The sequence below is a fragment of the Bradyrhizobium sp. CCBAU 11430 genome, assembly GCF_028128855.1.
Taxonomy (GTDB): domain Bacteria; phylum Pseudomonadota; class Alphaproteobacteria; order Rhizobiales; family Xanthobacteraceae; genus Bradyrhizobium; species Bradyrhizobium ottawaense.
Genome location: NZ_LBJV01000074.1, coordinates 130,230 through 156,930, shown reverse-complemented (window position 1 = coordinate 156,930; position 26,701 = coordinate 130,230). Strand labels below are relative to the sequence as shown.

Genomic DNA, 26,701 nt, shown 5'->3' with positions numbered 1-26,701 from the left:
TCCGGGATGCGCCGTAAGGCGCAGGCCCGGAATCCATACTCCCGATCGTTGTTATGGATTCCGGGCTCGCGCTACGCGCGCCCCGGAATGACGAAGACTACCGCGTCCTGCGAAACGTCAGATTGATCCGCTTCCGCCCGAGCAGCGCATGCTCGCCCTCCGCGAGCGGCGCAACGCCGTGATAGGCGAGCCGGCTGGCCCCGCCCCAGACCACGACGTCGCCATGCACCAGGCGGAAGCGGCGCGGCTTGTCGCTGCGGACGAGGCCACCGAACAGGAAGGTCGCGGGCAGGCCGAGCGAGACCGAGACGATCGGCGCCGCATAATCCAGCTCGTCCTTGTCCTGATGCAGCGACAGCCGCGTGCCGGGCTCGTAGCGGTTGACGAGGCAGGCATCGGGCGCGAAGTCTTGAAAGCCGCCCTGCTCCGCGGCGTGGCGCGCAAGATCGCGGAGCACCGGCGGCATTTCGGGCCATGGCGCGCCGGTGCGCGGATCGATGGGATCGTAGCGATAGCCGGTGTGGTCGGTGATCCAGCCACGCTCGCCGCAATTGGTCATCGCCACCGACATCAGATGGCCGCCGGGCGTGGTCATCCGGCGGAATGGCGATTGTGCCACGATGGCGCGCACGGCGGCGATCAGCCCGGTCTCGATCGGCTTGACGAAGCCGCGCAGCAGCACGGCGCCGTCCGCGATCTCCTCGCGCGACGGCTGCGCTTCGGCAACGCTATCGAACAAATCAGCCGTCAACGCTCCGCTCATTTGGCATCGTGAAAAATTACACCCAGTGTGTGGCGCTGGCCTGACCTGATCCGGCTGACGCCATGGCGCAGATTAACGCGGTAAGTGCCGCGTGTCCCCTGCACCGGGCGGTGATGCACAGCGAAGGCAACCGCATCACCCTGCGCCAGCGGCACGACCTCGGCGCGGGACTGCATGCGCGGCCGTTGCTCGGTCAACACGAATTCGCCGCCGGTGAAGTCGCGGCCCGGCTCGGAGAGCAGGATGGCGACCTGGAGCGGGAACACGTGCTCGCCATAGAGGTCCTGATGCAGGCAGTTGTAATCGCCCCCCTCATATTGCAGCAGCAGCGGCGTCGGCCGCGCCTGCCCCGCCTCGTGGCAGCGCTTGAGGAACGCGGCATGCGCTGTGGGATAGCGGATGTCGATCCCCATCGCCTCGTTCCAGCGATTGGCGACGCCTTGCAGATGCGCATAGAGCGCCGGGCGCAATTGCGCGATCAGATCGGGCAGCGGATAGGAGAAATATTTGTATTCGCCCCGGCCGAAGCCGTGACGGCCCATGACGATGCGGCTGCGGAAGTGCGTGTCGTCGGCGTAGAGCGCGGCAATCGCGCGGCACTGGTCCGGCGTCAGCAGGTGCTTGAGGACGGCGCAGCCCTGGGTGTCGAGTTCGGCCGTGATCTGCGGCCAGTCGAGGCCGTCGACGTGGGCGGTGAGGTCGGGAACGGAGGATTGGGCCGTTTTGCGTGCGGTCATTGTCATAACAATCACCCTGGCGGCCCGACGTTCACCCCGCCACCCGATTTCCGAGAACCGTCTCCGCGTCATTGCGAGCGAAGATCGATACCGAAGTCAAGCAGACCAGTTTCGTAGGGTGGGCAAAGGTGCTCTTGCGCCGTGCCCACGACTTCGTAAGACGTGGGCACGCTTTCGCTTTGCCCACCTTACGGGACCGTCGCTCGCGGACCTAGCCCCGCACCGGCAGTGTCACCACGTCATATCCATGCCTGATCGTCCGCTTCAGCACGGGATCCTCGAGCTCGAACTCGAAGCGCTCCGCTGGGCGGATGCCGCCCTTGGCTGCAAACGTGCCGCCGAACATGGCGCAACCGTCGGGGAATTTCCCTCCTTCGAAGCCGCGCGCGATCAGGTCGTTCACCGGCAGCATCGCGTCGAGCGTACCCTCCTGGTAGAGCACGCGCTCGCCCTTGATGGTGGCGTAGGAGCGCAGGATCATCTTGTCCCAATGACCGATGACGTCCTCCAGCTCCCACAGCGTCAAGGCGATCGGCTTGTCGCACATCTGCTTGGACACCGTGACGTTGTAGGCCTCGACCTTGCGGTCGGTGTGGTCGGAGCCGCAGCCAACGAAGATGCGGCCCTGCCAGCCGATCAGCACGAACTCGACCTCGCCGGAGGAATCCCCGCCAGTGCATTCGATGCTGTCTTCCTGGGTCAGCCGCCGCGCCGAGGCGCGGTAGTAGATCGGCGTCGAGGCCGGCGGGGCGATGCCCATCTCCTGCAGCTCTTTGATGTGCTTGTCGCGCGCGACGGGATCGCGGCCGGTCCATCCGGCGATGACCATCTGGTCGATCGCGAGCGTCAGCGGCGTGGTGGTATCCTGGGCATCGACGGTGAAAGTCAGGTCAAACACGAATGACGGCCTCCATGCCGGCAGCAAGTTCAAAAATACGATGGTCCGATCCGCCCGCGCCCGCCAGCATCAGGCCGACCGGGACGTCGCCTTGGCGATGTGCCGGCAGCGAGATGGCGCAACCGTCGATCATGTTGATCAGGGTGCAGTTGCGCAGCGCGCGCAGGTTTTCTCTGGTGAATGCCTTGTCGTCGACGAGGTCGGCGATCTTCGGCGGCGTGTTGGCGGTGGTCGGCAGCACCAGCGCGTCATAGGGCGCGATGCGGGCGTTGACGCGGGCGATCAGCGAGCGGCGCTCGTTGAGGAGATCGATGTAATCGGCCGCGCTCTGCGCCTCGCCGCGCATGATCCGCACGGAGACGCGGGGATCATAGACATCGCCCTTGGAGGTGATGAGATAGCGGTGCCAGGCGTAGCTCTCGGACGCGGCAAAGCCGCCCTTGGCGTTCATCGGGCCGATGTCGTGGAACTCCGCCATCTCGATGCGCTCGATGATGGCGCCATGATCGGAAAGCGTCTTCAGGGCGCGTTCGAACGTCTCGGCGACTTCAGCATCGAGGTCGTCGAGCGCGATTGTGGTCGGCACCGCCAGTCGCATGCCCTGGATCGGACGCGGCTTCAGCGGGGCGATCGGCTCGTTCGCGAGCACGGCGTCGAGTATGGCACAGCAACTGACTGATCGTGCCAGCGGCCCGATGCTGTCGAGCGAGAACGACAGCGGCACGGAGCCATCGAGCGGCACGCGCCGCTGCGTCGGCTTGTAGCCGACGATGCCGTTATAGGCCGCCGGAATCCGGCACGAGCCGCCGGTGTCGGTGCCGAGCGCGCCGTGGGCCATGCCATCGAGCACGGACACCGCCGCGCCGGCGGAGGAGCCGCCCGGCACATGGCCTTGGGCCCGGTTCCAGGCGCCCTTCGGCGTGCCGTAGTGCGGATTGATGCCGATGCCGGAATAGGCGAACTCGGTCATGTTGGTGCGCCCGATCACGACGAAGCCGGCCCTGCGCAGCCGCGCCACTGTCACCGCATCCTGCTCGGCCGGCGGCGAATCGTCGAGCGCGCGGGAGCCGGCGCGTGTCACCTGGCCCTTGATGTCGAACAGATCCTTGATCGAGATCGGGATGCCGGCATAGCGCGATGGCGCCGCCTTGGCCTTGCGCAAGCCGTCCATCGCATCCGCCGCCGCGAGCGCGGCGTCCTTGTCGACATGGAGGAAGGTGCGCTGCCCCTCCCCGGCGGGATCGGCGATCCTGGCGATGCACGCCTCGACCAGCTTGCGGGCGGTGGTGCGGCCGCTTTCGAGGTCTTCGGCGAGCTTCGCCAGCGTCGGAAATTCGGGCATGTCTGTCTCACGGAATATTGTCGCGCGCAATCTATAGCGCTGCCTCAGTTCGACACAAGCATTGTGCGCATGATGGCATGCATGCGTATTGCTGGACCGTTGACGCACCATGGTCGATTGTCGCATCAAGCTTGAAACGGGCGGGCGTGAGCCTGCCTTATCAAGATTTGCTTTCTGGGAGGGCGTTCCGACATGGCCGAACCGCAGCGCGCGCGACCGAAACCGACGCCGGAAACCCAGCATTTCTGGGACGGCACCAAAGCGGGCGAATTGCGCCTGCAACGCTGCGACGCCTGCGCGCATGTCTACTTCCCGCCGCGCCCGTTCTGCCCGTCCTGCGCCTCGCGCAAGGTCAGCATCTTCAAGGCGAGCGGCAAGGGCTTCCTCTACAGCTACGTGATCAATCACCGTCCCGCTGCGCCCGGCTTCACGCCGCCTTACGCGATCGCCGTGGTGGAGCTTGCCGAGGGGCCGCGGATGATGAGCAACATCATCGACTGTCCGCAGACGCCCGAGGCGCTCGAGCTCGACATGAAGCTCGAGGTCGCCTTCGAGGCGCTCGACGACAAGATCACCCTCCCCGTGTTTCGTCCGGCGAAGGGATAAGCCATGCGCAAGAATCAGGTTGCCGTCGTCGGCGCGGCCGAGACCACCGAGCTTGGCGTCATCCCGAACGCCTCGCAGCTCCAGCTGCACGCGGACGCGGCGCTCAACGCGATCGCCGATGCCGGACTGAAGCTCTCCGACATCGACGGCTTTGCCACCGCGGTCGAGACGCCGCAGCAGGTCTGCCACTATCTCGGCATCAAGCCGACCTGGGTCGATGGCACCTCGGTCGGCGGCTGCTCGTTCATGCTGCACGTCCGCCATGCCGCCGCCGCGATCGAGGCCGGCCTGTGCAAGACCGTGCTGATCACCCATGCCGAGAGCGGCAAGTCGATGATCGGCAAGGCGCCGCGCTCGATCCCGGCGGACAGTCTGCAGGGCCAGTTCGAGGCGCCCTTCGGCGTCTACGGTCCGCCCAGCATGTTTCCGATCCCCGTGCTGCGGTTCATGAAGACCTACGGCATCACGCACGAGCAGCTCGCCTCCGTGGCGGTGGTGCAGCGGGAATGGGCGGCGAAGAATCCGCGCGCGATGATGAAGGACCCGATCACGGTCACCGACGTGCTCAATTCGCGCATGATCGCCTATCCGTTCCGCCTGCTGCAGTGCTGCCTCGTCACCGACGGCGGCGGCGCGCTGATCCTGACCTCGGCCGACCGCGCCAGGGATTTTCCGCGCAAGCCCGTCTACATCATGGGCACCGGCGAGAGCGTGGAAACGCCGATGGTCAGCCAGATGGAGACGTTCAATTCCTCGCGCGCGTTCAAGACCGCGGGCCCCCTTGCGTTCAAGGAGGCCGGCATCGCCCACGGGGACGTCGACCATCTCATGATCTACGATGCCTTCGCGCATCTGCCGCTGTTCGGCCTCGGCGATCTCGGATTCATGCCGCATGAGGAGACAGGCAAGTTCATCGCGGACGGCAATACGCGCCCGGGCGGCAAGCTGCCGCTCAACACCAATGGCGGCGGATTGAGCTATATGCATTCGGGCATGTACGGCATGTACGCGCTGCAGGAGAGCGTGCGGCAGATGCGCGGCATTGCGCCGGCACAAGTGCCGAACGCGAAGATTTCGGTGTGTCATGGCGTCGGCGGCATGTTCGCGGCGAGTGGCACGATCGTGTTTACGAACGAGAGGTAAGCGGCTGTCATTCCGGGGCATCGCGTCAGCGACGAGCTATGATGCGCAATTGCGCATCATAGCTCGCGCCAAGGGGCGCGCCCCGGAATGACGGCGGAAATTGGAACGGCAGCGGAGAAACCCCCATGAGCAAATCACTGCAAGACAAGGTCATCATCGTCACCGGCGCAGGCCGCGGCATCGGGCGCGAGATCGCGCTGCTCTGTGCGGCGGAAGGCGCAAAGGTCGTGGTCAACGATCCCGGCGGAGCCTCGGACGGCGCCGGCTCGAACGCTGCGCCTGCCGAGGAGGTGGTCGAGGAGATCAAGAAGCGCGGCGGCACGGCCGTCGCCAATTTCGAAAGCGTCGCGGAAGCCATTCCCGCCAGCAAGATCGTGAAGACCGCGACCGATCATTTCGGCCGGCTCGACGGCGTCGTCAACAATGCCGGTATCTTGCGCGACATGATCTTCCACAAGATGAGCGTGGAAGCGTTCGAGGCCGTCATCAAGGTGCATCTGATGGGCTCGTTCTATGTCAGCCACGCCGCGGCGCGCATCTTCCGCGAGCAGGAGTCGGGCTCCTTCGTGCACTTCACCTCGACCTCCGGCCTGATCGGCAATTTCGGCCAGGCCAACTACGCCGCCGCCAAGCTCGGCATCGTCGGGCTGTCCAAATCCATCGCGCTGGACATGGGCCGTTTCAACGTCCGTTCGAACTGCGTCTCGCCGTTCGCCTGGACGCGCATGATCGGCACCATCCCGACCGAGACTGAAGCGGAGAAGGCGCGGGTCGAAAAGATCAAGCAGATGGGGCCGGAGAAGATCGCGCCGCTCTGCGGCTATCTGATCTCCGATTCCGCCAAGGACGTCACCGGCCAGATCTTTGGCGTGCGCATGAACGAGATCTTCCTGTTCAGCCAGAACCGTCCGATCCGCTCGGTGCAGCGGAGCGAAGGCTGGACGCCGCAATCGATCGCGGAACACGGCATGCCGGCGCTGAAGGGCTCGTTCTACAAGCTCGACCGTTCCGCCGACATCTTCACCTGGGATCCCGTCTAGCCGCATTTCCGGCATTCCTGCCCTGCGATCTCCGGTTGTCTTGTCCGGAGATCGCCCCGGTTTACGCCTGATTGCGGGCGAATGGTCGCCTCCCAACGAAACTTTGGGAGGAAACCATGACAAGAATACTGACCAACTCCGACGACACGACTGCAGGCGGCGGTCTCGGCCGCCGCGCGCTGCTGCAGGGTGCAGCGACACTCGCCGCATCGACCCTGCTCGCCTCCAATGCTGACGCCCGCGACTTCGGCGCCAATGCCGAGCCGCAGCGCTATCCCGACCCCGACATCATCGCCATCGATCCCAAGCGCTTCAAGGCCAAGGTCGGCAACACCGCAATCAAGCGGCTCTACACCGGCTGCCTCTGGGCGGAGGGGCCGGCGTGGAATGCGCAGGGACAATATCTCGTCTGGAGCGACATTCCGGCCAACCGGCAGCTGCGCTATCTCGACGATGACGGCCATATCTCCGAGCAGTTCCATAAGCCGTCCAACGAGGCCAACGGCAATTCGTTCGACACCGAGGGCCGCCAGCTCAGCGCCGAGCGCACCCGCCTCGTCCGCTACGAGCATGACGGCTCGGTGACAGCGCTGGCCGAGCAGGCCGGTGGCAAGCCGCTCAACGGCCCGAACGATATGGTCGTGCATCCCAACGACAAGGCGATCTGGTTCACCGATCCCGGCTACGGCGCGATCAGCATCTACGAGGGCAAGCTCGCCAATACCGGCTCGCTGCAGCCGCACCAGAAGGAAGCCGTCTATCGCCTGGACACCCAGACCGGACAGGTGGCGAAGGTCGCGGACGAGCCGTTCAAGCCGAACGGCATCGCCTTCAGCCACGATTACAAGAAGCTCTATGTCTGCGACACCGGCATCACGCACTATCCTGAAGCCAAGAACGTGGTGTGGGCCTACGACATCGACGGGGCCAAGCTGTCCAATCCGAAGAAGCTGATCGACATGACGCTCGACGGCAAGTCCGGCTTCCCTGACGGCTTGCGCGTCGACACCGAGGGCAACATCTGGGTCGGCGCCGGCTGGGTCGGTCCCGGCTATGACGGCGTGCAGGTGTTCGCGCCGACCGACGGCGCACGCATCGGGCAGATCCTCTTGCCCGAGACCTGCGCCAATGTCTGCTTCGGCGGCAAGAAGCGCAACCGCCTGTTCATGACTGCAAGCCAGTCGCTCTATGCGGTCTATGTGGAGACGCAAGGCGCGCATTTCTGTTGAGTGCCCGACTCTCTCCGCGTCATGGCCGGGCTTGACCCGGCCATCCACGCCTTACCGCGCGATGCCAAGAACGTGGATGCCCGGGACAAGCCCGGGCATGACGGCTGAGTATCGGGCAGCAACGCGGCCCGGTAGCTACCCCGTATTCCTCAGCCCCGCCGAAATCCCGTTGATCGTCAGTTGAATCCCGCGCAGCACCTGCTCGTCGGGGTTCTGCGCGCGATGCTCCTTCAAGAGCTCGACCTGCACGTGGTTGAGCGGGTCGAGATAGGGAAAGCGGTGGCGCACCGAGCGCTCCAGCAGCGGATTGCCCTGCAGCAGCCGGTCCTGCCCCATGATATCCAGGAGCGTCTCGATGCAGGAATGCCATTCGCGGCGAATGCGGCCGAATATTTTTTCGCGCAAGGCTTCGTCGGGCACCAGCTCGGCATAGCGCGAGGCGATCGCGATCGAGCTTTTGGCGAGCACCATGTCCATGTTCGAGAGCAGCATGCGGAAGAACGGCCATTCCCTGTAGAGCTCCTTCAGGAATGGCATGCCCTTGTCGGGATGTTCAGTGATCCACTGCTCGACCGCGCTGCCAAACCCGTACCAGCCCGGCAACATCAGGCGGCATTGCGCCCATGAAAACACCCAGGGGATGGCGCGAAGATCCTCGATCGCCCGGGTCTTCTTGCGCGAGGCCGGACGGCTGCCGATGTTCAGCGTCGCGATCTCGTTGATGACGGTCGAGGACCAGAAATAATCGACGAAGCCGTCGGTCTCGTAGACGAGGCCGCGATAGGCTTTGAAGGCGAGGTTCGACAATTCGTCCATCGCGGTCAGATATTCGCGGCGCGGCGCGCTCTGGCGCGGATGCAAGAGACTTGCTTCAAGCGTCGCCGCCGCGAGGATTTCCAGATTGTTGCGGCCGACTTCGGCGTTGGAATATTTCGACGAGATGATCTCGCCCTGCTCGGTGATGCGGATCTGGCCGTTCACGGCGCCGCCGGGCTGCGCGATGATGGCATCATAGCTCGGACCGCCGCCGCGGCCGACCGAGCCGCCGCGGCCATGGAACAGGCGCAGTCGCACGTGATGCCGCTCGAACACTTCGACGAGGTTGATCTCGGCCTTGTAGAGCTCCCAACCCGAGGTGACGAAGCCGCCGTCCTTGTTGCTGTCGGAATAGCCGAGCATGACCTCCTGCACGCTGCCGCGGCTGTCGACCAGGCGGCGGTAATCGTGCAGCGACAGCATGCGGTCCATGATGCCGCTGGAGGCCTGCAGATCCTCGATGGTCTCGAACAGCGGCACGATGTTGATGGCGCTGCGCCCGGAGGGATGGACGAGGCCAACCTCCTTCAAGAGCACCGCGACCTCGAGCATGTCGGACATGCCCTTGCACATCGAGATGATGCATTGGGGAATGGCGTCCGAGCCGAACATCGCATGCGCTTCCGCGGCGGCATGGAACACGTTGAGCTCGCCCATGGTCTCGTCGCTGTACTTGACGAAGGGCGAGACCAGCGCGCGCGTCGAGCGCAGCTCGTTGGTCAGCAGCGAGATGCGCGCCTCCTCGCCGAGCGCGAGATAGGACATGCCGGGGTTGGCGGCGTCCATCAGCTCGGCGATGGTGCGTTCGTGCACCGCCGAGTTCTGGCGGATGTCGAGCCGGGCGAGATGGAAGCCGAAGCAGTCCACCGCGCGCCGCAGCAGCCGCAGCCGGCCGCGGGCGATGACGCGGGCATTGTTGGAGATCAGCGAGCGGTGCAGCACGTCGAGATCGGCCTGCAGCTCCTTCACGCTCGCATATGGCGCGCCCTTGCCGACCGGCCGGCGCGTGATCTCGACCGCGAGCTTTTCGGCCGTCGCGGTCAGGCGCGCGTAGATGCCGGAGACTGCCAGACGATAAGGCTCGCCGCTCCGGTGCGGCGAGGTATCCGGCGAGCGTTCCGCCAGGTTGCGCAGCTCTTCGGAGACGTCGGCAAGATGCGCCGCGATCGACAATTCCGAGCCGAGCACGTGCAGCTCTTCCAGATAGAACTGCATTACCCGGCTCGACTGCAGCCGCAGCGTGCCGCGCATGACGTCGGCGGTGACGAAGGGATTGCCGTCGCGGTCGCCGCCGATCCAGCTGCCCATGCGCAGGAACGAGGCGAGCTCGGAAGCCGCCTGCTCGCCGCCCTCCTCCAGCCGGTCCTCGAGGGCGTTGACCAGCCGCGGCACCTCGCGCAGGAAGGTGTAGTCGTAGAACGACAGGCCGTTGGCGACCTCATCGAGCACGGTGAGCTTGGTGCGGCGCAAGAGATTGGTCTGCCAGAGCGTCAGCACCTCGCGGCGCAGCTGCTCGTCGCTGGCATCGGCCTCCTCCGCGGTCAGCGCCACGCGCTCGCGGCGGTCGAGCAGGCCGGCGACCTCCATCTCGCGGTCCATAGTGCTCTTGCGGCGGACTTCGGTCGGATGCGCGGTCAGAACCGGGCTGACCAGCGCGGACTTGAAGAAGCTGCGGAGCTGATCGGGCTTGATGCCGGCGTCCCTGGCATGGGCGAGCGTTTCCGCCAGCACGCCGGAGCTCTTGCCTGCGCTGCGAGCCCGCATCTGGCGGATGTTGTTCTGGTCCTCGGCGATGTTGGCGAGGTGGGAGAAATAGCTGAAGGCGCGGACGATCCGCACCGTCTCGGAGGTCGACATGCTGTCGAGGATCTGCTCGAGCTCGCGGCGGGCGAGCCGGTCCTCGTCGCGGTGGAAGCGGATCGAGGTCTGGCGGATGCGCTCGACCAGGTCGAACAATTCGGCGCCCTCCTGATCGCGCACGGTGTCGCCGAGGATGCGCCCGAGCAGGCGGATGTCGTCCCGCAGCCGCGCATCGGCCTCCAGCGCCTGGACGTCCTCAGGGCGGTTGGCGCGATGCTCGGCGCTGTCGGATGGTGCGGTCTGGAGGGACATGGCTCGCTCCTCTTCAAGAGCTCCTTGCGGCTCCTCAGTCCGGTGGAGTGTGCGATATTTTTCTACCGCAGTGCAAGACGAAGTTGGAGGCGGTGCAAACTGCCGGCCACGCTCGCGTCCCGGACGCGCTGCAACGCCCTTCAGCGTTGCTGCGCAGAGCCGGGACCCAGGAGGCCGTGTCCCTGCCGCGTTCTGGGCCCCGGCTCTGCAGCGCATCACGCCGCGAAGGCGCGACGCGCTGCGTCCGGGGCACGAGAGCTCTCTTCAACTGATAAAACACGCCTTCGCCTTCTCGCGGCGTATTCCGCCCGAGCTTTGCTGTCCGTTTCGCCCTCATCGAGAACAAAGGGCGCAGGGAAGGCCGGGCGCCGGCTGGCACCCAGGGTCCGCACGCGACAAGACGCACGCAGGGTGAACCACAGGTGACGCCGGGACATCCCGGCCTTCCCTGCGCAATGGTTCATGGGCGTATCGCATGCCGGGACATATTCCGCCGGAACGGCCGCACGAACATGGCGGCGAAGGCAAGAGCGACCAGCCGACCCGGTGTCGCCGAGCTCGGCTGCGTCGAGACCACCAGCGGACTTGCAGCGACGACCGCCGTCAGGCCTTTCGACGCCTGGATCGTCAGCGCAGCCACCGACACGCCCGCGATCACATCCACGAAGTAATGCCCTCCGACCAGCGGGGTCGCGACGAGCATTCCCCCATTCAGCACCAGCAGGGCGGGACGCAGCCACCAAATGCTCCATAAGCTCCAGATGCTGAGAAGCGCCGTGGCAGCGTGAAAGCTCGGGAAAGTGAGGATGCCGCCGAGCTTCACGATGTTGAGAGCTCGCAACGTGCCATCGCGCAGCATAGGTATGTCGCTCGCCTGTCCTCCATATCCGTTCGCCTTGAACAGCTCGGTGTCGGAGGGCAGTCCGAACTCGAAATAGGTGCCGATCGCCGGAAGCAGGGAGGAGACGACAATCACCACGCACAACGCCAATGTCGACGCCATCACGAACTGCTGCAGACGGATATATTGACCCATCAACCCCAGTACGACCGGAACGCAGAAGGCCGGCACGAGGATCATTGCGTAGAAGAAATTGGCGTACAGCAGCAATTCCGGATGGGCCATCGCAAAATGGAAATATGCAGGCCAGTCCAGGCCGAGCAATCGGTCAAGCTCGGCAAATCTGGCGTCCTGCAGCGGCATCGCGGCGCCCAAGCCGATATACGACAGCGGCGCCGCACAGATCGTGACAAAACCCATCTGCGCAAATGCGAGCATGGTGAACGCCGGCCGCTCGCCCCAGCCCCACCGCATGAGCCACAACCCGGCAACCGCCAGCGCCGGCGCTGTGACGACCTCCGTCGTCATCAAGCCTTCCAGCGTGAAGGTTGTTACGGCAAGCCCGACGCAGAGCGCCAGCGCCCATCCAACCACAAGACTCCAGTTGACCAGTTGCAACCTGTTCGCGATCCGTCGTTCCGTGTGACCGACCAAGCGCAGCTGTTCCTTGACAGCACAATTTGCTCTCGCAAAAGGCGGCGCACTGAACATTCCAATTCCCATGCCGGCCCACGTGCAATTTCGGGCAATGCTCCCAGAAGTTTAGCTCCCACACCGTCCGGTTGCATCTCGTGACTCACGCCATCGTTATTATTGGTAAAAATATTGTTTCCAAGCGTTGCTGGCAGCGTTCCGATAATGGGAATCGGCCTGGCGCAGGACGAGGCGCGGTCTCGGCGCTAGGGTCAAACGGAGTTGAGATACTGTTGAGGTGTCTGCTCAGGGGTCATCAGCCGACGACTCCGCAAGCTATGCCGGCTTCCCCTCTACGCGCGGAGGCGGACATTGACGGATCCCCACCTCACGCCGGCACGATCACCTTGCCGATCGGCCACAGCGCGATGCCGGCGAGTTTCAAATGGGCCCAGGCGAAGGGGATGCCGATGATGGTGATCGCGAGCGCCAGCCGGTCAATAAGTGGCCGAGCGCCGGCCACCAGCCGGCGAGCACGAACCAGATGTTGCCGATCAGCGCGTAGGATGGGTGGAGCCCTTGCGAAACCCATCATGCCTCGTCAACGGTCGGGTTGATGGGTTTCGCTCTCGCTCTACCATCCTACGAGCTCAATCTGTTCGCCGTCTCAATGGCCCTTGGTACAGCCGAATTTTGCAATCTTGGTACTGGTTTCATGACCAAGCGTAACGCATCTAACTCCTAACACCACGACCGAAGCGATCCCGATCGGCAGTTTCAGTGGGAGCCCCGGTCAATAGATCGCGGACACTTCCACACTGTCTGGCAGTTTGTGGATAGCCGTCGCGCTCACGCTGACTGCAATCGTTGCATCAGGAGACAATGACTGAGGAGATGATCCAATGAAGGCGATCGTTGTAACGGAACAGGCCGCGGGAACGGCGGGGATGAAGCTGGTGGACCGGCCCGAGCCGCAGGCTGCGATAAACGACGTCGTGGTTCAGGTTCATGCGTCGGGATTTGTCCCGACTGAGCTGACGTGGCCTTCGACCTGGACTGATCGCCTCGATCGCGACCGAACACCGTCGATCCCTGGACACGAGCTGGCCGGAGTGGTCACTGCTCTTGGCTATGGAACGACAGGGCTGGTGTTAGGACAGCGGGTGTTCGGCCTGGCGGACTGGTATCGCGACGGCACGCTGGCCGAGTATGTGGCAATCGAGGCGCGCAATCTTGCGCCGCTGCCGGGCGACGTCGACTTCACAGTGGGGGCGAGCCTGCCGATCTCGGGGCTGACCGCATGGCAAGGGCTGTTCCAGCATGGCCGTCTCAAATCGGGGCAGAGCATCCTGGCACAGGGCGCGGCCGGCGCAGTCGGGTCGATGGTGACGCAACTCGCACGAGAGGCCGGCGCCTACGTCATCGGCACCGGACGCGCCGCCGACCGTCAGACGGTGCTCGACTTCGGCGCAAACGAGTTCGTCGACCTCGACAAGGACTCGCTGCAAGACGTCGGCAAGGTCGATCTGGTGTTCGATGTCATCGGCGGTGACATACAGAAGCGGTCGGTAGAACGCATTCGAGCCGGAGGAACACTGGTGACCATCGTCGGGCCGGCCGAGGCGCGGCCCTCCGATAGATTGGCGGTCGACTTCGTCGTCGAGTCGGATCGCGCCCAACTCAGTGAGATCGTCCAGCGGGTGCGGGATGGACGACTGCGGACGAACATCGGCAAGGTCTCGACCTTCGACGATGCGGTCGCCGCCTTAAATCCGACCGGGCGACGCAAGGGAAATACGATCATTCGCGTTCGTCCCTGAGGGAGCATGCTCATTGATGTCCGCAGCGCGTAGGATGGGGTGCACTTGCGAAACCCATCCTACGCGCCACGAGTTGGGCCTCACGCCGGCACGATCACCTTGCCGATCGGCCAGAGCGCGATGCCTGCGAGCTTGAGATGGGCCCAGGCGAAGGGGATGCCGATGATGGTGATCGCGAGCGCCAGTGCGGTCAATAAGTGGCCGAGCGCCAGCCACCAGCCGGCGAGCACGAACCAGATGATATTGCCGATCACGCCGAGCGGGCCCGTACCGATATCCTCGACACCGGTCACATCGTAGCGGCTGACCGCCCGAGAGCCGAACGGCAGCAGCGTGTAGACGGCGATGTTGAACGCTGCCCGCGCCCAGGGCAGGCCGATGATGGTGATCGCCATGATGACCGCGGCGATCACCCAGCCGAACGCCATCCAGGCGCCGCCGAAGAGGATCCAGAGGATGTTGAGCAGCATGGAAACGGGGGTCATGGGATGATCCGGGGGTGGATGATCCCGTGCATATAGGCATGAAATCTGTCTCTGCTAAGACGGCCCCGATTTCCGCTCCCCTCCAAGCTCATAATCCGTGACGCCGGCTGCGTTCGGCGCGCAGCGATGTGCCGACAAACCCAACATCCTCGATCCCGCGCGAGATCTCCTTTGAGCAGAGCCAAAGCGTCAGCGCGGCGGCGCCGATCGCGGCCAGCCCCGAGATGACAACAGGACTAGGGCAGAATGTGGCGAGTAAGTTGTCGAGCGGAACGGAGCCGGTGGGCCGGCGCGGGCTGCAAGACGATGCCAGGGCCCAACCGGACAGCATCACGGCGGCCGCGTTCACACCGGCCAAAATCGCCACGACGATCGCAAGGCCCTTCCTGACGGAGAGTGCGAGATCAATCGTCTTCACGACAGCGCAATACGCGGCCACGGCGACGAGAGCCGGGACCCATCCAGAACCCCCGGCTGCGATCGCCTGGGCCTGACCGCTCCAGGCCCACAGCGCAACGACGCACCCGAGCAGTGTCAGATTGACCTTCACGGCTTCGGGAAATTTGCAGCGAAGCACCCACACATTCGCTTTCTCGATCAGGTCCAGCACTGCGCAGGCGATCAGCCCGGCCGCAAAACCACCGAGATGCACGCCCCAGTCGATCCGCGAATTGCCGAGCGCAAACGCGACGTTCAATCCGATATTGATCGCGAAGAAGTCGAACCCGACCTCGAGCTTGCCGAGGATCCACAGGCAGAGCAGCGCGCCCAGGATGCCCGAGGTGGCGCCGGACGCGCCGACCGTCAAATAGGGCGTGGAATGGATACCGTTGCCGATGACGGCACCGAACACCATCGCGCAGAGATAGATGAGGAGGAAATAGGCCGGCCCGACCCGCCGCTCGAGATGGGCGCCCCACAGCACCAGGCACAACATGTTCATGGTGAGGTGGATGAAATTGACGTGCAAGAAGCCATAGGCGACGAGGCGCCAATATTCGTGCCGCGCGATCGCGGTCGCATACATGCCGCCGTAGCGATACAGCAACTCCGCCGGCGCCGCCGGACCACCCGCCTGGATGAAGCAGAAACCCGACGCGAGGACCGTCACCGTCATCAGCGTATAGACGGCGGCATGGGGGACTTCGAAAAAGCCAGGACTGGCACGGTATGAGGGCATGGACGATCGCAGGGGATTGGCGTGGGAACGCCAAATCTAGCCGAGCCGCTCGATGATTGCTACTCCAACGCGTACCAGACGGCCCCGGCTACCGCCCCTCGAATTTGGGCTCGCGCTTCTCCATGAAGGCCTTCATGCCCTCGGCCATGTCCTGGGTTTTGAACAGCGGCAGGAGCTGGAGATAGACGTGGTGGACATGGTCGTGGAAATTCTCGTTGAGGCCCATCCGCATCATGCGCTTGGAGGCCTGCACCGCGAGCGGCGCGTTGGCGGCGATCTCGCGGGCGACCGCCGTGGCGCGGCTCATCAACTCGGCGTCCGGCACGACCTCGTTGGCAAGGCCCCATTCCAGGCACTCGCGCGCGCCGAGCGTGCGGCCGGTGAAGATCAGCTCTGAAGCCTTGGCCCAGCCGAGCATGCGCGGCAATAGCCAGGTGCCGCCGGATTCCGGCACCACGCCGCGCTTGACGAAGGCGGCGGCGAGCTTGGCGGATTCCGCCATGATGCGGATGTCGCAGCCGAGCGCGGTGTCCATGCCGTAGCCGGCGGCGCCGCCGTTGACGGCGCAGATGGTCGGCTTGTCCATCGCCTGCAGCACCGTCGGCGGCGTGTTGCGCAGGTTGATCGTGGTCGGCGAGGACGCCGCGCTGAGGCCGTTGCCGTCACGCTCCTTGCGCAAGTCGAGGCCGGCGCAGAACGCCCTGCCCCTGCCGGTGAGGATCACGACGCGGACGTCCTTTTCCTCGTTGGCTTCGGTCAGGAGCCGCGCCAGATCGTTCAGCATCGGGCCGGAGATGGTGTTCATGCGCTCCGGCGCGTTCAGCGTGATGGTCGCGATGTGATCGGCAACTTCGTAGAGGACTTCGTTCGCGGCGTCGGTCATGACAAATGTTTCCTCGTCCCTGATCTCGTAGGGTGGGCAAAGGCGCGCCTGCGCCGTGCCCACGGTCTGTCAACGTATTCTGATCGAGATGGTGGGCACGCTCCGCTTTGCCCACCCTACGGGTCCTCGTCGAATTGTCAGATCTTCCGCCCCGCCTGCTCCCAATAGGGATCGCGCAGGCGGCGCTTGAAGATCTTGCCGGAATCCTCGCGCGGCAGGCCGGTGCGGATCTCGATGTGCTTGGGCACCTTGTAGTCGGCAAGATGCGCCTTCAGCGCGGCGCGAACACCTGCAGCATCCAGCGTGACGCCGGCTTGCGGCTCCACCACCGCCATCAGCGCCTCGCCGAACTCGGCATCGGGGATGCCGAACACGGCGCAATCATGCACGCCTGATACGGCGTGCAGCACGGACTCGATCTCGGCGGGGTAGATGTTGACGCCGCCCGAGATCACCATGTCGCGCTTGCGGTCGCAGATGAAGACGTAGCCGTCCGCGTCGATATAGCCGACGTCGCCCGAGGTGATGAAGCCGTCGCGGTCGATCTCGGCGCGCTTCTCCGGCTTGTTGTGGTAGGTGAAATCGGCGAGATCGGTCATGCGCGAATAGATCTCACCGATCTCGCCGACGCCGAGCACGCTTCCGTCCTCACCAAGGAAGCGCAGCTCGGCGCCGGGCGAGATTTTGCCGACGGTACCGGGCTTCTTCAGCGCGTCCTCGGAGGTCGCGAACGTCACCGCGCTGGATTCGGTCGAGCCGTAGAATTCGTAGATCACCGGCCCCCACCATTCGATCATGGCGCGCTTGACGTCGGCCGGACAGGGCGCGGCGGCATGGATGACGTGGCGCAAGGAAGAGACATCGTACTTCCTGCGCACCGCCTCCGGCAGCTTCATCAGGCGGATGAACATGGTCGGCACCATGAAGATCGTGTCGATTCTGTAGTGCTCGATCAGTTCGAGGAATTCCTCGGCCTCGAAGCGCGGCATCAGCACCAGCGCGCCGCCGAGCTTGCCGGCGCGGATGCCGAAGGAATTCGGCGCGGAGTGATAGAGCGGCCCCGGCAGGATCGCGCGGGCGCCGGGCTTGAGCCCGTAGATCATCGCGCGCATGCGCTCGCCGGCGGCCTGCTGCTCCGGCGTCGGCGCGTTGCGCCGCACGCCCTTGGGATGGCCTGTGGTGCCCGAGGTGTAGATCATGTTCATCGGCTGCGGCACCACGGGGCCGTCATAGGGCTGGAACTGCGCAAGCCAGGATTCGAAATCGATGGCGAAGTCCGGCGTCTTCAGATGATCGGGATCGATCTTGTAGCTGGACAGGATCTCCGGCGGCGTCGGCACGCTGAGCACGGTGACGCCCTCAGGGATCGCATCGCGCAAGGCGTGCAGCATGTCGGCATGTCCGATCAGCACGGACGTGCCGGTGTCATCAAGGATGTAGGTGATCTCCTCCGGCTTGAAGTGCCAGTTGATCGGAACGCCATAGGCCCCGAGCCGCATCGCGGCGTAGGCGGCCTCCAGGAAGGCGATGTCGTTGCGCATCAGCATGCAGACGCAATCGCCTTGGCGGACACCGATCTTGGCGAGGCCTGAGGCGATGCGGTCGGCGCGGTTGGCGACCTCAGTGTGGGTTCGGCGGCGCTCGCCGGAGACGATGCCGAGGAATTGGGGCGTTTCGCTCATTGTTGTTTTCCGATCTTTCGTCGGGTTGAAGGGCATCGAACCAACCACGATCGTCATTCCGGGGCGCGCCTCTTGGCGCGAGCCCGGAATCCATACTCCCGATCGTGGTTATGGATTCCGGGCTCGATGCTTCGCATCGCCCCGGAATGACGGGGAACTGCTAATCCGCATACTTCGCCGCGCGCTTCTCCAGATTGGAGCGCACCGCCTCGGTCTGGTTCGCGCTGCCGATCAGCTTCTGCTGCTCGACCGACTCCGCGAGCAGCGCCGGACCCGGATCGACCGAGAGATTGTTCAGCAGTCGTTTTGCCGCGCGGATCGCATCGGGGCTCTTGCCGGCGATCTCGCGCGCGGTCTCCAGCGCTGCCGCGCGCGGGTCGTCGCAGATGCGCGTGGCGAGGCCGTAAGCCATCGCCTCCTGCGCGGAGAAGATGCGCCCCGTATAGGTGAGATCGCGCAGGATGTCGTCGCGCACGAGGCTCGCAAGGATCGGCGTGCCCGCCATGTCAGGCACGAGGCCCCATTTGATCTCCATGATCGACATCCGCGCATCCGCCGAGAGGAAGCGCATATCGGCGCCGAGCGAGAGCTGGAAGCCGCCGCCGAAGGCGACGCCGTGCACGGCCGCGATCACGGGAACCGGAAGCTGGCGCCAGCCCCACACCGCCTGTTGCGGGAAGTTCGCCTGGCCGTGCGTGCGCTTGGTGAGATCGCGATTTTCGCCACCCGGAATTCCGTTGCCGCCCTTCTCCTTCATGGCGGCAAAACGCCCCATGTCGAGACCGGCGCAGAAGGCGCGGCCTTCGCCTGAGAGCACGACGACGCGCACGCTCTTGTCCTTCGAAAGCCGGTCCGTTGCGGCGACAAGCGCCTCGAACATGGCCTGGTCCAGCGCATTCATCTTGTCCGCACGCACCAGGCGCACGTCGGCGACGCCTTCCGAGATCGAGATCGAGACGCGCTCTTCCATGGATGAATTCTCCCTTAGTTCTTGCCTGTTCTTGTTCAGTGCCGCTTTACAGGACGCTGGCGGCCGGATTTAGTCAATCGACCAATTAACTGACAATCCGTACGGGAGAAACAGCCATGTTCAAGGAAAATCTTCTCGCTGGACGGCGCATTCTCGTGACCGGCGGCGGCACAGGTCTCGGCAAGGCGATGGCAGCGCGCTTCCTCCAGCTCGGCGCCGAGGTGCACATTTGCGGCCGGCGCAAGATCGTGTGCGACGAGACCGCAACCGAGCTGATGGATCTGTATGGCGGCCGCGTCACCAGCCACGGCGTCGACATCCGCAACGCGCTCGCGGTCGAGGAGATGGTGGAGACCATCTTCCGCGACGCGCCGCTGACCGACCTCATCAACAACGCCGCCGGCAATTTCATCTCGCGCAGCGAGGACCTGTCGCCGCGCGGCTTCGATGCCGTCGCCAACATCGTCATGCACGGCACGTTCTACGTGACGCAGGCGATCGGCAAGCGCTGGATCGCCTTGAAGCAGCCCGGCAACGTGGTCTCAATCACCACGACCTGGGTGCGTAACGGCTCGCCCTACGTCGTGCCGTCGGCGATGAGCAAGTCGGCGATCCATGCCATGACGATGTCGCTCGCGGCCGAATGGGGCCGCTACGGCATCCGCCTCAACACCATCGCGCCCGGCGAAATCCCGACCGAAGGCATGAGCAAGCGCATCAAGCCCGGCGACGAGGCCGGCGCGCGCACCAAGGCGATGAACCCGATGGGCCGCGTCGGCACCATGGAGGAACTGCAGAACGTCGCCGTGTTCCTGATCTCCGGCGGCTGCGACTGGATCAATGGCGAGACCATCGCCATGGACGGCGCGCAGGCGCTGGCGATGGGCGGCAATTTCTACCAGCTCCGCGACTGGAGCGACGACGACTGGAAAACCGCGCGCGAGAGCATCATGGCGCAGAACGAGAAGGATCGGGCGAAGCGGGGGTGATGTCGCGTTGCAACAGCGTGGGGGTGTAAGGGGCTGACGCTGCGGCGTATGGGTCCCGGATCTGCGCGCGCTTGGGGCGCGCTTGTCCGGGACGACAACGGGGCCACCTTGTCTTCCCCCGCGGATGACGCCACACTCCCGGGCATAAGAACAAGACGCCACGGGAGAAACATGTCCACACAGCCATTGGCAACTCTCGCCGACATGGTGCGCGAACGCGCCAAGAGCCGCGGCAACGCCATCGCCTACGAGTTCGAGGGCCGCCTCACCAGCTTTGCCGAATTCGACGCGAGGACCAACAAGGTCGCCAACGCGCTGATTGCGATGGGCGTGAAGAAGGGTGACCGCATCGCCTATCTCGGCAAGAACAGCGACCTCTATTTCGAGCTGCTGATGGGCGCGATGAAGGCCGGCGTGGTGACGGCGCCGGTGAACTGGCGGCTCGCGGGGCCCGAGGTCGCCTTCATCGTCGAAGATTGCAAAGCCGCGGTGCTGTTCGTCGGGCCGGAGTTCATCACGCAGGTCCGCCAGATCAGGGATCAGCTGCCGGGCGTGCGCACGGTTATCACCACCGAAGGCGGCGCGCCGGAATGGCAGGACTTTGCGGCGTGGCGGGATGCGCAGAGCGGCGACGATCCCGGGGTGCCGATCGACACGAAAGACATCGCGATCCAGCTCTACACGTCCGGCACCACGGGCAAGCCGAAGGGTGCGATGCTGAGCCACGCCAACTTCCTCAACCTCGTGCAATCAGGCAATGCCGAGGACAAGCCGGAGTGGAACCGGTGGTCGACCGACGACGTCTCGCTGGTGGCCATGCCGGTCTTCCACATCGGCGGCTCCGGCTGGGGCGTGATGGGCCTCTATCACGGCGCCCGCGGCGTGATCGCGCGCGAGTTCGATCCGACCAAGGTTTTGGATTTCTTCGAGCTATCAGGCATCACAAAACTGTTCATGGTGCCGGCGGCGATGCAGTTCGTGGTGCGGCAGCCGCGCGCCAGGACGGTGGACTTTTCACGATTGAAATACATGCTCTATGGCGCCTCACCGATACCGGCGGCGCTGCTGAAGGAGTGCATCGAGGTCTTCAAATGCGGCTTCGTGCAGCTGTATGGGATGACCGAAACCACGGGCACCATCGTCGCGCTGCCGCCGGAGGATCACGTCGAGGGGCTGGAGCGGATGCGCTCGGCCGGCAAGGCGCTGCCGGGTATCGAGCTTGCGATCCTCGACGTCGACGGCAAGCCGTTGCCGCCACGAGAGGTCGGCGAGATCGCGACGCGCTCGGGCTCCAACATGGCGGGCTACTGGAATTTGCCGGAGGCGACGGCGTCGACGCTGCGCAGCGACGGCTGGCTGCGCACCGGTGATGCCGGCTATATGGACGAGGACGGCTATCTCTACATCCACGACCGCATCAAGGACATGATCATCTCCGGCGGCGAGAACATCTACCCCGCCGAAGTCGAGAGCGCGCTGTGCGATCATCCAGACGTCGCCGAAGCCGCGGTGATCGGCGTGCCCGACGACAAATGGGGCGAGGCGGTGAAAGCGGTTGTCGTGATGAAGCCCGGCAAGGAGGCGACGGCAACGGACATCATCAACTTCACCCGGACGCGCATCGCCGGCTACAAGACGCCGAAGAGCGTGGAGTTCTTGCCGGCGCTGCCGAGGAATCCGAGCGGCAAGATTTTGCGGCGGCAATTGCGGGAGCCGTATTGGGCGGGGAAGGATAGAAGGGTGAATTGATCCCGCTGTCGTCCCGGACAAGCGAAGCGCAGATCCGGGACCCATAGCCCCAGGGAGAAGTTTGGCGACGACTCGGAGTTACCAGTTCGCGACAAACTTCTCCCTGAGGTTATGGGTCCCCGCGTACGCGGGGACGACTCGCGGAGAGATAACGCGCGATAACAGTCAATGCTTCCCCGGCCCCATATAGCCGAACAGGAATCCCGCGACCTTCCGCATCTGGATCTCCTCGCTGCCTTCGGTGATCCGATAGCGGCGGTGGTGGCGGTAGATGTGCTCGAACGGCTTGTGGCGTGAATAGCCCATGCCGCCGTGGACCTGCATGGCGCGGTCGGCGGATTCGCAGCAGAGGCGGTTTGCCCAGTAATTGCACATCGAGACGCGGTCCGAGAGCGTGCGCTCGATCTGCTCCTCGGTGAGCTGGTCCATCTCCCAGGCGGTCTTGCGGATCAGAAGGCGCAGCATCTCGGCCTGCGTCGCAAGCTCGACCAGCGGGAACTGGATCGCCTGGTTCTCGGCCAGCGCCCGGCCAAACGGTTTTCGCTCGCGCGCATACTTTACACTCTCGTTGATGCAATAGACCGCCGCGCCGAGCGAGCTCGCAGCCTGACGGATACGGTTCTGGTGGACAAAGCACTGCGCCAGCGACAGGCCGCGGCCGACCTCGCCGAACAGCGCGTCCTCCGGCACGAACACGTCGGTGAAGCTGACGCGCGGATGATCCGTCGGCATGTTGAAGGTCCACATGTACTCCTCGACCTTGACGCCGTGGCTCTTGGCCGGCACCAGGAAGCAGGTGATGCCGCGGGCATCGCCGTCATTGCCGCTGGTGCGCGCAAACAGCGCGCAGTGCGTCGCGACGTGCATGCCTGTGGTCCACATCTTCTCGCCGTTGATGATCCAGCCCTTGACGTTGTCGCGGGTCGCGGGCACTGCGCGCGTCTCCATGTGGGTGGCGTCGGAGCCGTGATGCGGCTCGGTGAGGCCGAAGGTGATGCGGTACTTGCCCTTGATCGAACCGTCGATCATCGCCTTCTGGTCGTCGCGGCCATAGCGGTCGAGCATGGTGACGACGGGGAAATTGCCGACGATGGAGTGCTCGTTCTGGAGATCGTTGTGCAGGCCGAGGCCCTTCGCCGCAAAATGCTCGCGGATCACCGCCATCCAGAGATTCGAGCCGTCCTGGCCGCCATATTGCTTCGGCACGGGAAAGCGCAGATGTCCGGCGGCATCGGCGAGATCCTTGGCCTTGCGCAGCAGCGCCTCCCATTCGTGGCGCGGCAGGCCGCCATTCTCGAAATCGGTGCGCGCCCATTCGCGGCGATGATCGAAGAAGCGGATGCTGTCGTCGGCCTCTTCCAGCGGCTTGATCTCGCGTTCGATGAAACGATCGAGCTCTGCGAGATAGGCGACGAGATCGGCAGGCAATGAGAAATCCACAGGTTCTCTCCCGGATTGATTTTATCGTTTTGCGTTAAGGCGCTAGGCGCGTTTCGGCTTCGTGCGATTAAGCTGAGAAGAGCGCGTGCAAGTCAAGCAAAGCGAGGCGTGTGACGCGCGCAAGGCGCATCAGCGCAATTCGATGGTGCTCCAGCGCCGACGCGCGGTAGTATGCGGTCAATATTCCTTGACGAGAAAATGCGGGAGCGCGCGATGGAGCTGAAATTCTCAAAAGTGGAACGCAAGGGGCCGGTCACGATCGTCACACTGTCGCGTCCCGAGGTCTACAACGCGCTGCACACCGACGCGCATTTCGAGCTGCAGAAGGTATTCGACGATTTCTCCGCGGATGCCGAGCAATGGGTCGCGATCGTCACCGGCGCCGGCGACAAGGCGTTCTGCGCCGGCAACGATCTGAAGTGGCAGGCGGCGGGGGGCAAGCGCGGCTGGGACAAGGGCGGCTTTGCCGGCCTCACCGCGCGCTTCGACTGCGACAAGCCTGTTATCGCAGCGGTGAACGGCGTCGCCATGGGCGGCGGCTTCGAGATCGCGCTGGCGTGCGACCTCATCATTGCCTCGGAGAATGCGACCTTCGCCCTGCCCGAGCCGCGCGTTGGACTAGCCGCACTCGCCGGCGGCCTGCACCGGCTGCCGCGGCAGATCGGGCTGAAGCGCGCCATGGGCATGATCCTCACCGCGCGCCATGTCAGCGCCAAGGAAGGTTTTGAGCTCGGCTTCGTCAACGAGGTCGTGCCGCAGGGCGAAGCGCTGTCGGGCGCGCTGCGCTGGGCGGACATGATCACCAAGAACTCGCCGATGTCGATCCGCGCGTCCAAGCAGGCGATCCAGAAGGGACTCGGCGTCTCGCTGGAGCAGGCGATCGAGGAACAGCGGGAGTATCCGGCGGTGAAGGCGATGGTGGCCTCGCAGGACTACATCGAAGGCCCGAAGGCGTTCTCGGAGAAGCGGCCGCCGAAATGGGTGGGGAAGTGACCGCGCTTTGCGCGGTCATTCCGGGGCGCGCCGACAGGCGCGAGCCCGGAATCCATCGGGCGGCAGAACGCGCGGATCAATGGATTCCGGGCTCGTCGCTACGCGACGCCCCGGAATGACGGGGCGCCGCCTACCCGCCCCGCCCCAGCTCACGCTTGTACGACGCGTAATTCGGCTGATCGACGGCGAGCTTGTCCATCGTGGTCGCCCACAGGTGCTCGGCAAGACCCGGCGTTGCGAGGTCGACCTCGCCCTTGGCGATGCGCTCGGCGAGCGCGTGGTTGAGTTCGGTCACCGAGCCGTCGATGCCCAGCAGCGCGCGCAGGCGCGCCACTTCCTCAGCATCACTCCCCTCCTCCCGCGTCAGCTGTCGCGTGACGAGGTCGAGGATGTTGATGGCGACGCGCAGCTTGAAGGCCTGGTGACCGCTGATCAGCGGCGTGATGTCGTTGCGCAAGAAATCGGCGACCGATTTGGTCAGCTCGATCGGGGTCGGTTCGTCCTGCATGCGTCAGCTCCCGCGCGGCGCCAAGAGCCGCAACAGATCGATTTCGGTCTCGCTCGCGCGGCGGCCGATCATGGCACGTTCCATGGAATGGTCAGGTCCCTCGCGAAAGCGCTGCATCATGCCGCCGCACATGATGCCCCAGCGCAGCGTGCCCATCACTTCCCAGAATTTGACGCGCACCGGATCGACCTTGCGGCCGGCAGCCTCGTAGCCCGCAAACAGCTCCTCGCGTGTGCCAAAACCGCCGACGGGCTTGTCGATCTCGCCGAAGCGCCAGGAGTTGACGCAGACCCAGCCGAGATCCTCCATGGGATCGCCGAGATGGGCGAGCTCCCAGTCGAGCACGGCGCGCACGCCATCGCGGCCGATGATGAGATTGCCGTTGCGGAAATCGCCGTGCACCAGCGTTTCCTCGGCCGACGGACCGGGATCGTGGTCGCGCAGCCAGCGCAGCGCCAGCTCGAACACGGGCTTCGGCCAGTTCAGGCTGTGATAGTCGCGCTCGAACTCGGAAATCTCCTGGGTCGCCGACCTGCTGCGCAGCTCGGGCAGCCTGTCCTTTGGCAGTCGATGCAGGCCTGCGAGAATGCCGCCGATCTGCCGCGCCAGATGCGGCCGCGCGGCCGCATATTCGTCATCGCGAAGAATCTTGCGCGCGATGGTCTCGCCCTCGATACGCTGCATGATGAAGCCGGTGCCGAGATTATCTTCCGGCACGAGCACATGCATCACCCGCGGCGACGGCACGCCGGCCTCATAAGCGAGCTGCATCAGCTGCGCCTCAGCCGCAAGGCCCGCCGCGCGCGTCGGCGCTGCGCCATACCCCTTCGGCGAGCGGCGCAGGATCGCACCGATCACGCCATCGGAATGCGTGATGTCGAAGCGCCAGGTTTCCTGGCTGGCACCGCCCGACAGTTTGGCCGCAGAGGTCGCGCCGGTCGCGCCGTTGCACCAGCGTTGGACGCTGCGCGAAAGCTCAGTCTCGATCATTTGCCTTTGAACTGCGCGGGACGCTTCTCCAGGAACGCGCCCACGCCCTCGCGGAAATCCTGGGTGTCGCCGGCGCGGAGCTGGCACTGGAATTCGAGGTTGAGCTGATCCTCGAAGGAATTTTCGGGGCTGTCCCAATAGAGCTTGCGGATCAGCGACAGCGCCACCGTCGGGCCGCTGGCGAGATCGCGCGCGAGCTTCATCGCCTCCTCCATCAGCACACCGTCGTCATAGACGCGGTTGACGAGGCCCCATTCCAGCGCCTTCTCGGCCGGCAGCCGCTCGCCCATCAGCGACAATTCGATCGAGCGCGCCCGGCCGACGAGGCGCGGCAACAGCCAGGTCGAGCCGCAATCCGGCACGAGACCGATGCGGCGGAAAGCCTGCAGGAAGTACGAGGACCGCGCGCACAAAATCATGTCGCCGAGCAGCGCGAAGCTCATGCCGGCGCCCGCCGCCGGACCGTTGACCGCGGTGACGATCGGGCAATGCAGATTGCGAATGCGGCGCAGGAAGGGGTGAAAGCCGGTCTCCAGCGTCAGGCCGGCCTTGGTCTTCTTCGACTGGTTGTTGCGCCCTTGCAGATTGGCGCCGGTACAGAAGGCGCGGCCCGCGCCGGTCAGCACCACGCAGCGCACCTCATCCTTCTTCTCCTCGATCGCATCGAGCGCCTCGGCAAGACCGCCCAGCATATCCACGGAGACCGCGTTCATCACCTCCTGATGGTCGAGCCTGAGGACCGCGACCGAGCCATCGAAATCGAGCGTGACGTGTTTGAACTGCATGGTTTCCTCGTGAGTTGCGGCCTGCGTCAGTTTCGCAGACCGGAATTCGTTTTGTCGGGGCGCATAT

At 64.7% G+C, this 26,701-nt stretch carries 23 protein-coding genes and 1 pseudogene; 8 read left to right on the top strand and 16 right to left on the bottom strand.

Annotated features, from left to right (window positions below; all coding sequences use genetic code 11):
- Nucleotides 1-97: 97 nt before the first annotated feature.
- The 4 genes from alkB to XI04_RS37500 form a co-directional block, all read right to left on the bottom strand.
- Nucleotides 98-751 (bottom strand): DNA oxidative demethylase AlkB, encoded by a 654-nt coding sequence (gene alkB, locus XI04_RS37515; RefSeq protein WP_095424974.1) that lies wholly within the window; start codon nucleotides 749-751, stop codon nucleotides 98-100.
- Between the two features lie 8 nt (nucleotides 752-759).
- Nucleotides 760-1,506, bottom strand: a complete 747-nt coding sequence (locus XI04_RS37510; protein WP_271609358.1) for a 2OG-Fe(II) oxygenase — start codon at nucleotides 1,504-1,506, stop codon at nucleotides 760-762.
- Between the two features lie 205 nt (nucleotides 1,507-1,711).
- Entirely contained in the window at nucleotides 1,712-2,398 is a 687-nt protein-coding gene (locus XI04_RS37505; protein WP_038947760.1) for a DUF2848 domain-containing protein, read from the bottom strand.
- Complete coding sequence (locus XI04_RS37500) at nucleotides 2,391-3,740, bottom strand: amidase (protein ID WP_271609357.1); 1,350 nt, start codon at nucleotides 3,738-3,740, stop codon at nucleotides 2,391-2,393. Before XI04_RS37500 ends, XI04_RS37505 begins: the two co-directional genes overlap by 8 nt.
- A gap of 192 nt (nucleotides 3,741-3,932) precedes the next feature.
- On the opposite strand from XI04_RS37500, the gene XI04_RS37495 reads away from it, so the two are divergent.
- The 4 genes from XI04_RS37495 (at nucleotide 3,933) to XI04_RS37480 (ending at nucleotide 7,758) form a co-directional block, all read left to right on the top strand.
- The gene (locus tag XI04_RS37495; RefSeq protein WP_027568974.1) at nucleotides 3,933-4,346 is read left to right on the top strand and encodes a Zn-ribbon domain-containing OB-fold protein; all 414 of its coding nucleotides are present in this window, start codon (nucleotides 3,933-3,935) and stop codon (nucleotides 4,344-4,346) included.
- A 3-nt stretch (nucleotides 4,347-4,349) separates the two neighbouring features.
- Nucleotides 4,350-5,489, top strand: a complete 1,140-nt coding sequence (locus tag XI04_RS37490) for a thiolase C-terminal domain-containing protein (RefSeq protein WP_271609356.1) — start codon at nucleotides 4,350-4,352, stop codon at nucleotides 5,487-5,489.
- Nucleotides 5,490-5,614: 125 nt separating this feature from the next.
- Nucleotides 5,615-6,529, top strand: a complete 915-nt coding sequence (locus tag XI04_RS37485; protein ID WP_038947755.1) for an SDR family oxidoreductase — start codon at nucleotides 5,615-5,617, stop codon at nucleotides 6,527-6,529.
- A 116-nt stretch (nucleotides 6,530-6,645) separates the two neighbouring features.
- The gene (locus XI04_RS37480) at nucleotides 6,646-7,758 is read left to right on the top strand and encodes an SMP-30/gluconolactonase/LRE family protein (protein WP_028143254.1); all 1,113 of its coding nucleotides are present in this window, start codon (nucleotides 6,646-6,648) and stop codon (nucleotides 7,756-7,758) included.
- A gap of 135 nt (nucleotides 7,759-7,893) precedes the next feature.
- On the opposite strand, the gene ppc is transcribed toward XI04_RS37480, so the two are convergent.
- The 3 genes and pseudogenes from ppc to XI04_RS37465 form a co-directional block, all read right to left on the bottom strand.
- Complete coding sequence (ppc, locus tag XI04_RS37475) at nucleotides 7,894-10,686, bottom strand: phosphoenolpyruvate carboxylase (RefSeq protein WP_028143255.1); 2,793 nt, start codon at nucleotides 10,684-10,686, stop codon at nucleotides 7,894-7,896.
- A 460-nt stretch (nucleotides 10,687-11,146) separates the two neighbouring features.
- Complete coding sequence (locus XI04_RS37470; protein WP_271623913.1) at nucleotides 11,147-12,238, bottom strand: phosphatase PAP2 family protein; 1,092 nt, start codon at nucleotides 12,236-12,238, stop codon at nucleotides 11,147-11,149.
- A 310-nt stretch (nucleotides 12,239-12,548) separates the two neighbouring features.
- Nucleotides 12,549-12,718 (bottom strand): annotated as a pseudogene (locus tag XI04_RS37465) (YccF domain-containing protein); the annotation flags it as partial.
- Between the two features lie 344 nt (nucleotides 12,719-13,062).
- Between XI04_RS37465 and XI04_RS37460 the strand changes: the two are divergent.
- Nucleotides 13,063-13,980, top strand: coding sequence for an NADP-dependent oxidoreductase (locus tag XI04_RS37460; RefSeq protein WP_271609354.1), 918 nt, complete (start codon nucleotides 13,063-13,065; stop codon nucleotides 13,978-13,980).
- 80 nt (nucleotides 13,981-14,060) lie between these two features.
- Here XI04_RS37460 and XI04_RS37455 read toward each other — a convergent pair whose 3' ends face one another.
- The 5 genes from XI04_RS37455 to XI04_RS37435 form a co-directional block, all read right to left on the bottom strand.
- Nucleotides 14,061-14,465 (bottom strand): YccF domain-containing protein, encoded by a 405-nt coding sequence (locus XI04_RS37455; protein ID WP_018315647.1) that lies wholly within the window; start codon nucleotides 14,463-14,465, stop codon nucleotides 14,061-14,063.
- 88 nt (nucleotides 14,466-14,553) lie between these two features.
- Nucleotides 14,554-15,645, bottom strand: a complete 1,092-nt coding sequence (locus tag XI04_RS37450; RefSeq protein WP_271609353.1) for a rhomboid family intramembrane serine protease — start codon at nucleotides 15,643-15,645, stop codon at nucleotides 14,554-14,556.
- Between the two features lie 88 nt (nucleotides 15,646-15,733).
- Complete coding sequence (locus XI04_RS37445; RefSeq protein WP_271609352.1) at nucleotides 15,734-16,528, bottom strand: enoyl-CoA hydratase/isomerase family protein; 795 nt, start codon at nucleotides 16,526-16,528, stop codon at nucleotides 15,734-15,736.
- A 137-nt stretch (nucleotides 16,529-16,665) separates the two neighbouring features.
- A complete protein-coding gene (locus XI04_RS37440; RefSeq protein ID WP_271609351.1) occupies nucleotides 16,666-18,210 on the bottom strand; it encodes an acyl-CoA synthetase in 1,545 nt (514 codons plus the stop codon).
- 160 nt (nucleotides 18,211-18,370) lie between these two features.
- A complete protein-coding gene (locus tag XI04_RS37435; protein ID WP_212253815.1) occupies nucleotides 18,371-19,180 on the bottom strand; it encodes a crotonase/enoyl-CoA hydratase family protein in 810 nt (269 codons plus the stop codon).
- A 116-nt stretch (nucleotides 19,181-19,296) separates the two neighbouring features.
- On the opposite strand from XI04_RS37435, the gene XI04_RS37430 reads away from it, so the two are divergent.
- On the top strand, nucleotides 19,297-20,169 hold the full coding sequence (locus XI04_RS37430; RefSeq protein ID WP_038947744.1) for an SDR family oxidoreductase: 873 nt from the start codon (nucleotides 19,297-19,299) through the stop codon (nucleotides 20,167-20,169).
- A 171-nt stretch (nucleotides 20,170-20,340) separates the two neighbouring features.
- Nucleotides 20,341-21,918, top strand: coding sequence for a fatty acid--CoA ligase (locus XI04_RS37425; protein WP_271609350.1), 1,578 nt, complete (start codon nucleotides 20,341-20,343; stop codon nucleotides 21,916-21,918).
- 165 nt (nucleotides 21,919-22,083) lie between these two features.
- Here XI04_RS37425 and XI04_RS37420 read toward each other — a convergent pair whose 3' ends face one another.
- Nucleotides 22,084-23,358 carry an acyl-CoA dehydrogenase family protein gene (locus tag XI04_RS37420; protein WP_212429514.1) on the bottom strand — a complete coding sequence of 425 codons (1,275 nt, stop codon included), beginning with the start codon at nucleotides 23,356-23,358 and terminating at the stop codon, nucleotides 22,084-22,086.
- Between the two features lie 213 nt (nucleotides 23,359-23,571).
- On the opposite strand from XI04_RS37420, the gene XI04_RS37415 reads away from it, so the two are divergent.
- Nucleotides 23,572-24,351, top strand: a complete 780-nt coding sequence (locus XI04_RS37415) for an enoyl-CoA hydratase-related protein (protein WP_028143265.1) — start codon at nucleotides 23,572-23,574, stop codon at nucleotides 24,349-24,351.
- Between the two features lie 130 nt (nucleotides 24,352-24,481).
- On the opposite strand, the gene XI04_RS37410 is transcribed toward XI04_RS37415, so the two are convergent.
- From XI04_RS37410 to XI04_RS37400, 3 genes are read right to left on the bottom strand one after another with little or no spacing between them, the layout of a single operon-like run.
- The gene (locus XI04_RS37410) at nucleotides 24,482-24,859 is read right to left on the bottom strand and encodes a DUF6285 domain-containing protein (RefSeq protein WP_028143266.1); all 378 of its coding nucleotides are present in this window, start codon (nucleotides 24,857-24,859) and stop codon (nucleotides 24,482-24,484) included.
- 3 nt (nucleotides 24,860-24,862) lie between these two features.
- The gene (locus XI04_RS37405) at nucleotides 24,863-25,849 is read right to left on the bottom strand and encodes a phosphotransferase family protein (protein ID WP_271609349.1); all 987 of its coding nucleotides are present in this window, start codon (nucleotides 25,847-25,849) and stop codon (nucleotides 24,863-24,865) included.
- Entirely contained in the window at nucleotides 25,846-26,634 is a 789-nt protein-coding gene (locus XI04_RS37400) for an enoyl-CoA hydratase/isomerase (protein WP_038947737.1), read from the bottom strand. The genes XI04_RS37405 and XI04_RS37400 overlap by 4 nt, the downstream gene beginning before the upstream one ends.
- Nucleotides 26,635-26,701: the final 67 nt, after the last annotated feature.

What these genes read in the sequence shown, in the direction of transcription:
- XI04_RS37445 (WP_271609352.1), bottom strand. Translation starts at nt 16,528, where the DNA reads ATGACCGACGCCGCGAACGAAGTCCTCTACGAAGTTGCCGATCACATC.
- XI04_RS37490 (WP_271609356.1), top strand. Translation starts at nt 4,350, where the DNA reads ATGCGCAAGAATCAGGTTGCCGTCGTCGGCGCGGCCGAGACCACCGAG.
- XI04_RS37450 (WP_271609353.1), bottom strand. Translation starts at nt 15,645, where the DNA reads ATGCCCTCATACCGTGCCAGTCCTGGCTTTTTCGAAGTCCCCCATGCC.
- XI04_RS37405 (WP_271609349.1), bottom strand. Translation starts at nt 25,849, where the DNA reads ATGATCGAGACTGAGCTTTCGCGCAGCGTCCAACGCTGGTGCAACGGC.
- XI04_RS37470 (WP_271623913.1), bottom strand. Translation starts at nt 12,238, where the DNA reads ATGTTCAGTGCGCCGCCTTTTGCGAGAGCAAATTGTGCTGTCAAGGAA.
- XI04_RS37485 (WP_038947755.1), top strand. Translation starts at nt 5,615, where the DNA reads ATGAGCAAATCACTGCAAGACAAGGTCATCATCGTCACCGGCGCAGGC.
- XI04_RS37435 (WP_212253815.1), bottom strand. Translation starts at nt 19,180, where the DNA reads ATGGAAGAGCGCGTCTCGATCTCGATCTCGGAAGGCGTCGCCGACGTG.
- XI04_RS37430 (WP_038947744.1), top strand. Translation starts at nt 19,297, where the DNA reads ATGTTCAAGGAAAATCTTCTCGCTGGACGGCGCATTCTCGTGACCGGC.
- XI04_RS37440 (WP_271609351.1), bottom strand. Translation starts at nt 18,210, where the DNA reads ATGAGCGAAACGCCCCAATTCCTCGGCATCGTCTCCGGCGAGCGCCGC.
- XI04_RS37400 (WP_038947737.1), bottom strand. Translation starts at nt 26,634, where the DNA reads ATGCAGTTCAAACACGTCACGCTCGATTTCGATGGCTCGGTCGCGGTC.
- XI04_RS37425 (WP_271609350.1), top strand. Translation starts at nt 20,341, where the DNA reads ATGTCCACACAGCCATTGGCAACTCTCGCCGACATGGTGCGCGAACGC.
- XI04_RS37480 (WP_028143254.1), top strand. Translation starts at nt 6,646, where the DNA reads ATGACAAGAATACTGACCAACTCCGACGACACGACTGCAGGCGGCGGT.
- XI04_RS37495 (WP_027568974.1), top strand. Translation starts at nt 3,933, where the DNA reads ATGGCCGAACCGCAGCGCGCGCGACCGAAACCGACGCCGGAAACCCAG.
- XI04_RS37500 (WP_271609357.1), bottom strand. Translation starts at nt 3,740, where the DNA reads ATGCCCGAATTTCCGACGCTGGCGAAGCTCGCCGAAGACCTCGAAAGC.
- XI04_RS37455 (WP_018315647.1), bottom strand. Translation starts at nt 14,465, where the DNA reads ATGACCCCCGTTTCCATGCTGCTCAACATCCTCTGGATCCTCTTCGGC.
- XI04_RS37510 (WP_271609358.1), bottom strand. Translation starts at nt 1,506, where the DNA reads ATGACAATGACCGCACGCAAAACGGCCCAATCCTCCGTTCCCGACCTC.
- XI04_RS37415 (WP_028143265.1), top strand. Translation starts at nt 23,572, where the DNA reads ATGGAGCTGAAATTCTCAAAAGTGGAACGCAAGGGGCCGGTCACGATC.
- ppc (WP_028143255.1), bottom strand. Translation starts at nt 10,686, where the DNA reads ATGTCCCTCCAGACCGCACCATCCGACAGCGCCGAGCATCGCGCCAAC.
- XI04_RS37410 (WP_028143266.1), bottom strand. Translation starts at nt 24,859, where the DNA reads ATGCAGGACGAACCGACCCCGATCGAGCTGACCAAATCGGTCGCCGAT.
- XI04_RS37460 (WP_271609354.1), top strand. Translation starts at nt 13,063, where the DNA reads ATGAAGGCGATCGTTGTAACGGAACAGGCCGCGGGAACGGCGGGGATG.